Below are 10,830 nucleotides of genomic sequence, written 5' to 3'. Positions count from 1 at the left end.
TGAATTCACGGAGTGGAGCGCCCACGCTACGCCCGCCTCGACCGGGCGGTCCGTAGCAGATAACTGCCTGCGTCTGCCCCCTCCTCCCGCACTCAATTGCCATGGCAGGGGCGCCGGACCGGTTCCTAGCGTGGGTGGTCGAGGACATGGGACAACGTGGAAGGGGTGCTCGATGAGCATGGTGGAAAACGCCACCCGGAACGGAGTCGGAATCCCGGAGGCCGAAAAGCCCAAGGAATACGTATTCGACCAGACCTGGGACCGGGAATCCGAGCGGCTGCGCACCAATGAGGCGATCTGGGACCCGGGCACGATAGAACGCCTGGAGCGTATCGGGGTGACCGAGGGCTGGTCGGCGCTGGAGGTCGGTGCCGGCTCCGGGTCGATCACCGGATGGCTGGCGGACCGGGTCGGCCCCCGGGGCCGGGTGATGGCCGTCGATCTGGAGACCTCGCGGCTCGACTGGCTGCGCGGGACTCCGAACGTCGAGGCCGTCACCCTGGACCTCCGCCACGAGGAGCTGCCGGCCGCCGCCTTCGACGTGGTGCACGCCCGGATGGTCGTCCAGCACCTGGAGGACCGGGCCGGCGCCATCGCCCGCCTGGTGCGCGCGGTCAAGCCCGGCGGGGTGCTGTTCCTGGAGGACACCGACTCGCTGCCGCTGTTCCGCAGTGCGGTCGCGGAGGACTTCCTGGCGGATGTGAAGGCGGCCGGGTACGGGCTGATGCGGCGCTCCGGGCATGAGCCGCGCGGCGGCCACTTCGACCTGGAGGCCGTGCTGGCGCAGGGCCTGGAGGAGGTCTCGGCGGAGGGCCGGGCGGTGATGGTGCACGGCGGCTCCCGCCAGGCGCGGCACTACATGCTCTGGCTGGAGTCGCTGCGGCCCCGGCTGCTCGCCGAGGGGCTGCTGGAGGAGGCGCGGATCGAGGAGGCGCTGCGGGAGATGGCCGACCCGGGCAACCGCTGGCTGACCCAGGTGCTGATCTCGACCGTCGGCCGCAGGCCGCGCTGAGCCACCCGCCGTCCCGGCCGGCCGCGCCGGTGTCCCCGCTCCCCCAGCCCTTGATCACCGAAAGGCAGCTTCCGCATGTCCGCAGTGAGTACGGCGTCGCCGCCCGACGTCCGAGGCCGGCTGAGGGCCTACGTCAGACTGGGCAAACTCTCCTTCTACGACTACTACCTGAGCGCCTTCCTGGTGTGGTGCGCGCTCCCGGGCGCGGCGCTGTGGGAGGGCAGGACCTTCGCTGTCCTCCTCCTCTACACAGCCGGCTACGTCGGTGTGGTCGCCGCCACCGTCGCCCTGGACGACGTCACCGGCATCCGGGACGGCAGCGACGCGCGCAACTACACGCCGGAGAACGGCGCGTTGCGGGATCTGAGCCGCAAGCCGCTGCTGAGCGGGGCGCTCTCGGTGCGTCAGGCCGAGTTGTTCGGCTGGGGCGCGGCGGTGTGGGGGGCGGTGCTGTGGTCCGTCACCCTCGCGGTGGCTCCGCACAATGGCCCGTGGACGGCGGTGGCGATGCTGCTGGTGCTGGTCACCAACGCGCAGTACTCGTACGGGCTGAAGTTCAGCTACCACGGCGGCCAGGAGTTGATCCTGCTCAGCCCGGGGCTCGCGGTGCTCCTTCCGTACGCCCTGCTGACCGGCGAGGTGACCGGCCTGATCGTGCTGGAGACGGTGCTGTTCGGGCTGTGGAGCCTGCTGGTGTCCGCCTACTCCAACATGAACGACGTCGAGGGTGACCGGCTGGCCGGCCGCCGCAACCTCGCCACCCTCAGCACGGAGGCCGGTTACCGGCGGATCGTGGTGGCCTTCCATCTGCTGGAGCCCGCGGCGATCGCGGTGGCCATCGCCGCCGGCGCCGTCCCGGCGTGGTTCGCGCTGCTGCTCCTTCCGCTGCTGGCGGGCCGGGTGGCGCAGATACGGGCCGGGCTGCTGCGGCGCGATGTGCTGGTGGCGCGGCTGCTCGGCATACGGCTGCACCGCTGGGGCGTACCGGTCCTGATGCTCGCCAACGCGCTGGCGCTGCACGTCTGACCAGGCGCGCGAGGCAGCGCCGCCGGCGCCGTACGGCCGCGCGGGGCGCAGGACCGGGCCCGCGCCGGTCGCCTGATGGCACGCCAGAAGTGTGGAACGGCTTGCACCACACCCAGTTTCCGGTACAGACTGTTCCACACGGCTCGTCAACACTCGAACCCGACCGTCGTGTGCGGCGCACCGCCGCGCGCGTCGCCGACAGGAGACCCCGCAATGCTCGACAGATTAGCCAATCTGATCCTTCCCAGGCCGAAGAAGATCCTGCTCGCCGTGCTGATCATCGTCCTGTGTGTGGGCGGCGCGTCGATGGGTCTGACCGACCGGCTGACCATGGGCGGGTACGAGAACGACGACACCGAGTCGGGCCGCACCCAGTCCGTACTGGAGAAGGACTTCGGCCAGGGCCGGCCCAACCTGACCCTCGTGGTCAAGGACTCCCGGGGCGTCGACGACCCGGCCGTCACCCAGGCCGGTCTGAAGCTCACCCAGGAGCTGGAGGACAACAAGTACGTCGCGGGCGTCGCCTCCTACTGGTCGCTCGGCAAGACGCCCACCATGCGCAGCTCCTCCGGTGACCAGGCGATGGTGACCGGCACCGTCCTGGGCGACTTCGACGAGGTCAACGACCGGGTGAAGGACCTCAAGGACACCTACACCGGGAAGGTCGACGGCCTCGACATCAAGCTGGGCGGCCTGGCCCTGATGAACTACGAGAACACCGAGACGGCCGCCAAGGACGCCTCGCGCGCCGAGAGCCTGGTGTTCCCGCTCGTCCTGATCGTGCTGGTGGTCATCTTCGGCTCGCTGGTCGCCGCCTCCCTGCCGCTCGCGGTGGCGCTCGCCACCATGCTGCTGGTGTTCGGCCTGATGTTCGCCCTCACCTTCGTGTTCGAGGCGAACAACCTGCTCGTCAACATCACCACCTTCCTCGGCCTCGGCCTCGCCATCGACTACAGCCTGCTCTTCATCACCCGCTACCGCGAGGAGCTGGCCAAGGGCGACATCGCGCGGGACGACGCCATCCGGGCGACCATGCGCACCGTCGGCCGGACCGTCTCCTTCTCCGCCGTCACCCTCGCGGTGGCGTTCCTCTCCCTCCTGGTCATGCCGTTCGGCATGTTCCAGTCGATCGCCGTCGGCGGCACCGTGACCACCCTCGCCGCCGCCGTCGCCACCCTGCTCATCGTGCCGGCCCTGCTCGCCTGGGCCGGGCCGCGCATCGACAAGCTGCGGCTCATCCGCCGCAAGCCGAAGGCCGAGGCGGCCGAGGGCGAGGGCTTCTGGCACCGCCTGGCGACCGTGGTGATGCGCCGCCCGGTGCCGCTCGCCGCCGGCGTGCTGGTGCTGATGGCCTTCCTCGCCTCCCCCGTGGTCGACCTCAACATGCGGCTGGCGGACGAGCAGATGCTGCCCAAGTCCGCCCAGTCCGCGCAGGTGGCCAAGGTGGTGGCGGAGAACTTCAACAACCGCGAGGCGCAGGCCATGCCGGTGGTGGCGCGGAACATCGGCGCCCCCGCCGAGCACCAGCAGGAGATCGCCTCGTACGCGGCCAAGCTCTCCGCCCTCTCCGACGTGGCCCGGGTGGACGCCCTGACCGGCACCTACGTCAAGGGCAAGCAGATCGCCCCGGCCGGCCCGCTCGCCAAGCAGTTCGCCAGCGAGAAGTCCACCTATCTGTCGGTGGTGCCCGCGGTGGACGGGCTCTCCGACGACGGTGAGGCCCTGGTCGACCGGGTACGTGAGACCGACGCGCCGTTCTCGGTCACCGTCGGCGGCCAGCCGGCCATCTCCGTCGACACCTTCGACCTGGTGGGCGAGAAGCTGCCCTACCTGCTCACCATCCTGGGCCTGGGCACCTACATCCTGCTCTTCCTGCTCACCGGAAGCCTGCTGCTGCCGCTGATGGCGATGCTGCTGAGCGTGCTCAGCCTGAGCGCCACCTTCGGTTCGCTGGTCTTCGTCTTCCAGGACGGCCATCTCCAGTGGCTGGTCGGCGACTTCATCAACACCGGCGCGATCACCTGGACCACCCCGATCCTCATCGCCACCCTCGCCTTCGGCCTCTCCATGGACTACGCGGTCTTCATCCTCTCCCGCGTCAAGGAGGAGTACGACCGCACCGGGGACAACCAACTCGCGGTGGCGACCGGCCTGGAGCGGGTCGGCAAGGTGGTCACCTACGCGGCCGTCATCCTCTCCCTGGTCTTCATCGTGATGATCACCTCCGGGATCAGCTACATGAAGGCCCTGGGCCTCGGCGTACCGCTGGCGATCCTGCTGGACGCCACCCTCATCCGAGGCATCCTGCTCCCGGCGGCGATGCGGCTGCTCGGCAAGGTCTGCTGGTGGGCCCCGGGTCCGCTGCGCCGCCTCCACAACCGCTACGGCATCAGCGAGTCCGGCACCGAGCCGGCCGGTCCGGGGGCCCGGTCCTCGGCCGCGGTCGGGGAGCGGCAGGAGCACCTGACCGGCCGTACCTGACCCCACGAACCATCTCCCCTGTGGCCGCCCGGGTCCCCCGCCCGGGCGGCCACCCCCTTTTCCCGGGCCACCCTGATGGCCGACCGGCTGCTGGTCGCACGCGCGGGGCTCATCGGCGGGCCCGGTGACCGCAGCGACCGCTCCGGCTACTGGGTCGCCCGCGCCGCCCGCGACCCCCGGGCGCCGCTGCTCGTCCCCGACACCCCCGAGCTGCCGACGCAGGCCATCGACGTACGCGACCTGGCGAGCTGGCTCCTCGACACCGCGGAGCGACGCGTCACCGGCACCTTCAACGCGGTCGGCCCGATGGTGCCGCTCGCCGAGTGGATCGAGCTGTCGCGCGACGTCGGCGGCCACACCGGACCGGTCGTCGCGGTCGCCGCCGAGAAGCTCCTCGCGCACGGGGTGACCCAGTACATGGGCCAGGACTCGCTGCCCCTGTGGGTGGTCGATCCGGGCTGGGAGGGCTGGTCGGCGCGCGACGGATCGGCCGCCACCGCGGCGGGCCTGCGCCACCGCTCCCGCGCCGAGCTCCTCGCCGACACCCTGCGCTGGGAGCGCGAGCAGGGCCTCCACCGGACCCGCCGGGCGGGACTCTCCGCGGAGACCGAACGCGCGCTCGTGGCGGCCCTGGGGTGAGGCCCCGCCCCTGACCGCTCGGCCGGACACGAGGACGACGCCGGCCTCCACCACCCCCAGGGGTCGTGAAGGCCGACGTCGTATCCGGGCCCGGACCGGCCGCCGGCGCCCACCGGCGGGTACCGGGACCCGCCGCCGTCCGTGCGTGCCGTGTGCGGGGCAGCCCCTCAGCTGTCCGCGAGCCAGCCGTGGACCCGGTCGACCGCGAGCTTGGAGGAGGCGATCGCCGCCTCGCTGCTGGGCCGAAGGTAGAGCCAGTCGCCCGCGTACTCGATGGGCTGCGCCGCCCGGTCCACGAACCGGCCGCGCAGCGCCAGCGCCTCCGGCGGCGCCTCCGGCAGCCCGTGGCGCCAGCGGGTGACCTGGTGCCCCACGTACGCCCCGCGTATCCCGTCGATGAATCGCTCGCTCTCGTCCAGGACCCGCTCCAGCACCTGCTCGTCGGGGAGGTCGTAGACCTCGGCGGCGCGCCGCGGCGAGACCAGCAGGGTGACCAGGCCGCGCCCGGCGGGGACGCGTTCGGGGCACTTGTTGTGCTCGGCGGTACCCCCGGAGAGCAGTGAGTCCTCGCCGGCGGCCATCACGAACGCGTACAGGTGCGGCTGCCCCGAGGTGCGCCGGGGCTCCAGCGGGCGGTCCAGCATGACGCTGACCCGGATCATGGTGGTGAAGGTGGACGCCTGGAGGAACGCCCGCTCCTCCTCCGGCGCGCCCGGGTGGAGCCCGGCGGCCTCCGGTGCCGGCACCGCCAGCACGGCGGCCCGGGCGGTCACCGAGGTGCCGTCGGCGAAGCTCAGCCTGACCCCCTTGCCGTCCCGCTCCACGCACCGCACCGAGGTCGACAGATGGACCTTGAGCCGCTCGGCGAGCACCCGGGCCATGGTGTCCTGGCCGTCCCGGTAGGTGTGCCAGCGGTAGATGCCCCGGGTGCCCTGCATCAGCGCCAGCATGGGGGCCGCCGCGCTCCGTTCGGGGAGCCACCCGAAGGCCGCGGAGGCCACCGGACCCAGGCACCGGTCCACCAGCTCGTCGCCGTGCCGCCTGCCGAACTCGGCGAGCGTCATGCCGCCGTACACCGAGTCCTCCGGCCGGTCCGGGTCGACCGCGCCCCGGCCGCGGCCGGTCAGCAGCATCCGCACCAGCTGCGCCCGGCCGCGCCAGCTGAGTCCGGCGCCCTGCAGTACGGACTTGGGGTGGCCCACCCACGGGTGGGTCCGGCCCTGCCGCCACAGCCCGACCGGGTGCTGGATGCGGTGCAGCATGCCGCGCCGCTCCAGCCCGAGTTCCTCGATGAACTCCCAGGTGGCGGGGTAGCCGTAGGGGCTCAGGGTCTCCGCGCCGCGGTCGATGGTGTAGCCGTCGATCCGGGCGGAGCGCATCCTTCCGCCGGGCTCGTCCTCGGACTCGAACACCTCGACCCGGTGGCCCTCCCGGGCCAGCCGGTATGCGGTGGTCAGTCCGGCGATCCCGGCGCCGATCACGGCGATGTCGATGTCGGTCACTGCTCTCCCCTTCTCGGCCTTCCTCGTGTTCCTGCGTGTGCTGGGTGCATCGGGCGTGCTGGGTCCACCGGCGCCGGGTGGTCCGCGACCGGGGGCGCAGTGGGCGGTCGGTCGACTCGGACGCTCCCGGGGCCGCGCGGTTCCGTGCGGGCCCCGGGAGCCTCCGGTCGGCGGCGTGCGCGGGGCCGATCAGGTCCAACGACCGCTGCCGATGGCCTCCTTGCTGCCCAGCACCTGCTCCCGCAGGTCCAGGCGGCGCACCTTCCAGGTGGCGGTGCGCGGCACCTCGTCGAAGGGGACCAGGCGCGGCTCGTCCAGCTGCGGCAGGCCCCGGGTCGCCGCCGCCCACTCCTGAGGGTCGAGCCGGTTGTCGTTCATGCACAGCACCGGTACGGGCGGCCGGCCCGGCACCCCCAGCACCGTCACATCACTGGCCCGCGGCAGCCGGTCGAGCAGGATGCTCTCCAACTCGATGCCGCTGGTGCCCGGGATGATGTCCACCTCGCGGTCGACCAGCTTCAGCCGGCCGAACCTGCCGCGCTCGCCCACGTCGCCGGTGTTCCACCACTTGCCCAGGACCTTCTCCTGGTGCCGGTCGGACTCGCCGAGGTAGTCCAGGCAGCGGGCCTTGGTGGCGGCGAGCAGCAGGCCCGGCCGGCCCCGGCCCACCGGCTTGCCGGTCTCGATGTCGACCAGCTTGACCTGGGTGAGGCCGGGCGAGGGCCAGCCGATGTCGCTGGTGACCGAGGAGTCCTCGGAGATCCTGCGCATCCGGCCCCGGGTGAAGAGGGTGAAGCACATGGGCCCCACCTCGCTCTGGCCCCAGCCCTGGAGCCAGGTCGGGAAGCGGCGGCCGGAGGCGTTGAGGAAGGTGCGGACGGTGCGCGGGTGCACCGCGTCGAAGGTGCCCACGTAGAGCCGGACCCGGGCGAACAGCTCCGGCCGGTCCAGGGCGATCTCCTCCCACCGCTGGAAGACGTTGGGGCACGCCTCCAGGGTGGTCGGCCGGAACCGGTCGATCATCCGGGCCGCGGTCTCCAGGTCGTGGCGGGAGATGACCACGATCTTCTCCGGGGCCAGCACGAACTGCCCGGTCAGCCAGGAGACCGAGCGGCCGTGGGCGAAGGAGATGGAACTCGCCGCCACGTCCCGGTGCTTGCTCGCCAGCACCGGGAAGCGGATGCGTTCCATCTTGGCGACGCCGTGGAGCAGGGTGGCGGCCGAGTGGACGACGAGCTTCGGCGTACCGGTGGTCCCCGAGCTGTGCATCACCAGCATCGGCTCGTGGCGGCCCCCGATGTGCACCGGCGGGGCCTTCGCGCCGTCCAGGTCGGCGAGGGTGAGGGCCTCCTTCGGCGCCTCGTCACCCAACTCGCCCGGTTCGCCCAGGAGCAGCACGCGGGTGTCCGGACCGGCCAACTCGACCCCGGCCGCCGCCGCACGGGCGAGCGGGCCCGGCGAGACCACCAGCACCGAGGGGGTGAGCCGCTCGATCATCTTCCGGTGCGCCTCGGGCTTGTTGACGGCGGAGATGGTGGCCGGCAGGGCGCCTATGCGGCAGGCCGCGGCGGCGGCGATCACCAGGTCGAGGTGGTTGTCCTTGACGATGGCCACCCGGTCGCCGCGCCGCGCGCCCGCGGCGTACAGCCGGGCGGAGAAGTCCCGGACGAGCGCGGCCAGCTGGTCGCCGGTGTACCGCACACCGCCGTCCGGAGCGATGTCGAAGGGCCGGTCGAGGTGGGCGACGGTCTGCCGGGCGGATTCCGCATGCCAGTCGAACAGCACTCCCAAATGCTCCGGGTGCTTACGAAATATCATTTCAGCCTTCCCCATCACCGAATTGACATTCAGGAGCCGACAATGGCCCGCATGCCATGAGGCTCATCGCTGAATGAGGTCCACGCTAAAAACCGGCGCGGCCGGCGGCCATAGCAATCCGCATGGCAATCCCGGTGCGGCGGATAGCAAGAATCAGCCGCTTCCGGCGGTCCGTAGGCCCGGAGCACGATCGAACTCCCGATCCTGTCCTGATCTCGATCGCGAGTCATACTCGGGGAAGTCAACGGCTGTACGGGGATGGAGACCTGCCATGAGCGCCACGCGCCTCGATATCTGCCTGGTCGGGGCTGGACCCCGCGGCCTTTCGGTGTTGGAGCGCCTGTGCGCCAATGCCCGGCAGGCCGCGGAGCACCGCGCGATCACCGTCCATGTGGTCGACCCGTACGCGGCGGGCGCCGGCCGGGTCTGGCGCACCGGACAGTCCCACCATCTGCTGATGAACACGGTCGCCTGCCAGGTGACGGTCTTCACCGACGACAGCGTGGCGATGGCCGGGCCGCTGGAGGCCGGGCCGAGCCTGTACGAGTGGGCCCGGTCCGTCGCCGGGTTCGAATCCCAGGAGGAGGCGGAGGTGGAGCCCTGGGTGCGGGCGGAGGCGCTCGCGCTGGGCCCGGACTCCTATCCCACCCGCGCCCTGTACGGCCGCTACCTGGAATGGGCCTTCGGCCGGGTGGTCGCCCGAGCCCCGGGCACCATGACGCTGCGCGTCCACCGGCAGGCGGCGGTGGCTCTCGACGACGCGGCGGACGGCACCCAGACGGTGACCCTGGCCGACGGCACCCCGCTGACCGCGCTGCACGCGGTGGTGCTCGCCCAGGGCCATCTCGACCTGGAGGCATCGCCCACCGACCGGGACCTGGCGTCCTTCGCGGCGGAGCGCGGCCTGATCCACCAGGGCCCCTCCAACCCCGCCGACACCGTTGACCGGCTCGCCGCGGTCGGCCCGGACGAGCCGGTGCTGCTGCGCGGCCTGGGTCTCAACTTCTTCGACCACATGGCGCTGTTCACCGAGGGGCGCGGTGGACGGTACGAACGCCGCGGCGGCCGGCTGGTGTACCTGCCGTCCGGCCGGGAACCGCGGCTCTTCGCCGGCTCCCGGCGCGGGGTGCCGTACCACTCGCGCGGCGAGAACGAGAAGGGCGTCTCCGGACGGCATCAGCCGCTGCTGCTCACCCCCGACTTCATCGCCAAGGTGCGCGACCGGGCGGCGGCGGCCGGCACCGGGATCGACTTCCGCGAGGTGCTGTGGCCGCTGGTCGCCAAGGAAGTGGAGACGGCGTACTACGCCGCGCTGCTCACCGCGCGCGGGGAACCGGAACGGGCCCGGGAGCTGCGCGAGCTCTACCCGGTCTGCGAGCCGGATGGCGGAGACGGGGGCGAGGAGGACCGGCTGCTCACCCGGCTCGGGGTGGCGCCGGCCGACCGCTGGGACTGGGAGCTGGTCCAGCGCCCCTACCGCGACCGGCGGTTCACGGACCCGGAGGACTTCCACGACTGGCTGGTGGACCACCTGCGCAAGGACCTCGCCGCGGCCCGCGCGGGAAACGTCAGCGGCCCGCTCAAGGCCGCGCTCGACGTGCTGCGGGACCTGCGCAACGAGATACGTCAACTGGTGGACCACTGCGGGCTGGACGGCGACTCGCACCGCGAGGACCTGGACGGCTGGTACACCCCGCTCAACGCCTATCTCTCCATCGGCCCGCCCGCCGCCCGGATCGAGCAGCTGATCGCGCTGCTGGAGGCCGGGGTGGTGCGGGTCCTCGGCCCCGGCACGCGGGCCTGGGCGGATCCGGAGACGGGACTGTTCACCGCCGAGTCCCCGGCGGTGCCCGGCTCCCGGGTACGGGCCAGGGCCCTGGTCGAGGCGCGGCTGCCCGAGACCGACCTGCGGCGCACCGCCGATCCGCTGCTGCGCCATCTGCTGGGCACCGGGCAGTGCCGCCCGTACCGGATACCGTCCGGCGGGGGCGGCGGCCATCTCACCGGCGGGCTCGCCGTCACCCCGCGCCCCTACCGGGTGGTGGACGCCGCGGGCCGGCCGCACCCGGCCCGCTTCGCCTTCGGCGTGCCGACCGAGGCGGTGCACTGGGTGACCGCCGCGGGGATCCGGCCGGGCGTCGACTCGGTCACCCTCGGCGACTCCGACGCCATCGCCCGCGCGGTCCTCGACCTGCCCGGCACCCCCGTGCCGCCCGGCGGCCCCCGGCGAGCCGGGGCACCGCGGCCCCGCCCGGGGTCGGCGCTCACCCGCACCGCCCCGGGGGACCGGTGACCTCCGGTCAGGCCCGACCACCCACCAGCCGGCCGACTCCGTCCCGCTCGGCGGGACCC

6 protein-coding genes and 1 pseudogene are annotated in these 10,830 nt (G+C 72.5%); 5 read left to right on the top strand and 2 right to left on the bottom strand.

Annotated features, from left to right (window positions below):
- Positions 1 to 172 precede the first annotated feature (172 nt).
- The 4 genes and pseudogenes from E4099_RS00840 to E4099_RS00825 form a co-directional block, all read left to right on the top strand.
- Entirely contained in the window at positions 173 to 1,012 is an 840-nt protein-coding gene (locus tag E4099_RS00840) for a methyltransferase domain-containing protein (protein ID WP_167828247.1), read from the top strand.
- 75 nt (positions 1,013 to 1,087) lie between these two features.
- Positions 1,088 to 2,038 carry a UbiA family prenyltransferase gene (locus E4099_RS00835; RefSeq protein ID WP_135336921.1) on the top strand — a complete coding sequence of 317 codons (951 nt, stop codon included), beginning with the start codon at positions 1,088 to 1,090 and terminating at the stop codon, positions 2,036 to 2,038.
- Positions 2,039 to 2,251: 213 nt separating this feature from the next.
- A complete protein-coding gene (locus E4099_RS00830; RefSeq protein ID WP_167828246.1) occupies positions 2,252 to 4,519 on the top strand; it encodes an MMPL family transporter in 2,268 nt (755 codons plus the stop codon).
- Between the two features lie 75 nt (positions 4,520 to 4,594).
- A pseudogene (locus E4099_RS00825) lies at positions 4,595 to 5,158 on the top strand (Rossmann-fold NAD(P)-binding domain-containing protein); the annotation flags it as partial.
- Between the two features lie 167 nt (positions 5,159 to 5,325).
- Here the strand turns inward: E4099_RS00825 and E4099_RS00820 are convergent.
- Complete coding sequence (locus E4099_RS00820; RefSeq protein ID WP_135336919.1) at positions 5,326 to 6,660, bottom strand: protoporphyrinogen/coproporphyrinogen oxidase; 1,335 nt, start codon at positions 6,658 to 6,660, stop codon at positions 5,326 to 5,328.
- Positions 6,661 to 6,849: 189 nt separating this feature from the next.
- Positions 6,850 to 8,478 carry a class I adenylate-forming enzyme family protein gene (locus tag E4099_RS00815; RefSeq protein ID WP_135336918.1) on the bottom strand — a complete coding sequence of 543 codons (1,629 nt, stop codon included), beginning with the start codon at positions 8,476 to 8,478 and terminating at the stop codon, positions 6,850 to 6,852.
- Positions 8,479 to 8,749: 271 nt separating this feature from the next.
- Between E4099_RS00815 and E4099_RS00810 the strand changes: the two genes are divergently transcribed.
- Positions 8,750 to 10,771, top strand: a complete 2,022-nt coding sequence (locus E4099_RS00810) for an FAD/NAD(P)-binding protein (protein WP_135336917.1) — start codon at positions 8,750 to 8,752, stop codon at positions 10,769 to 10,771.
- The last annotated feature ends 59 nt before the right edge of the window (positions 10,772 to 10,830 follow it).

Origin of the sequence: Streptomyces palmae, assembly GCF_004684805.1 — a bacterium.
GTDB lineage: Bacteria > Actinomycetota > Actinomycetes > Streptomycetales > Streptomycetaceae > Streptomyces > Streptomyces palmae.
Note: the sequence above shows the minus strand (reverse complement) of the source record. Positions and strands in the feature narration are given on the sequence as shown.

What these genes read in the sequence shown, in the direction of transcription:
- E4099_RS00840 (WP_167828247.1), top strand. Translation starts at nt 173, where the DNA reads ATGAGCATGGTGGAAAACGCCACCCGGAACGGAGTCGGAATCCCGGAG.
- E4099_RS00835 (WP_135336921.1), top strand. Translation starts at nt 1,088, where the DNA reads ATGTCCGCAGTGAGTACGGCGTCGCCGCCCGACGTCCGAGGCCGGCTG.
- E4099_RS00830 (WP_167828246.1), top strand. Translation starts at nt 2,252, where the DNA reads ATGCTCGACAGATTAGCCAATCTGATCCTTCCCAGGCCGAAGAAGATC.
- E4099_RS00815 (WP_135336918.1), bottom strand. Translation starts at nt 8,478, where the DNA reads ATGATATTTCGTAAGCACCCGGAGCATTTGGGAGTGCTGTTCGACTGG.
- E4099_RS00810 (WP_135336917.1), top strand. Translation starts at nt 8,750, where the DNA reads ATGAGCGCCACGCGCCTCGATATCTGCCTGGTCGGGGCTGGACCCCGC.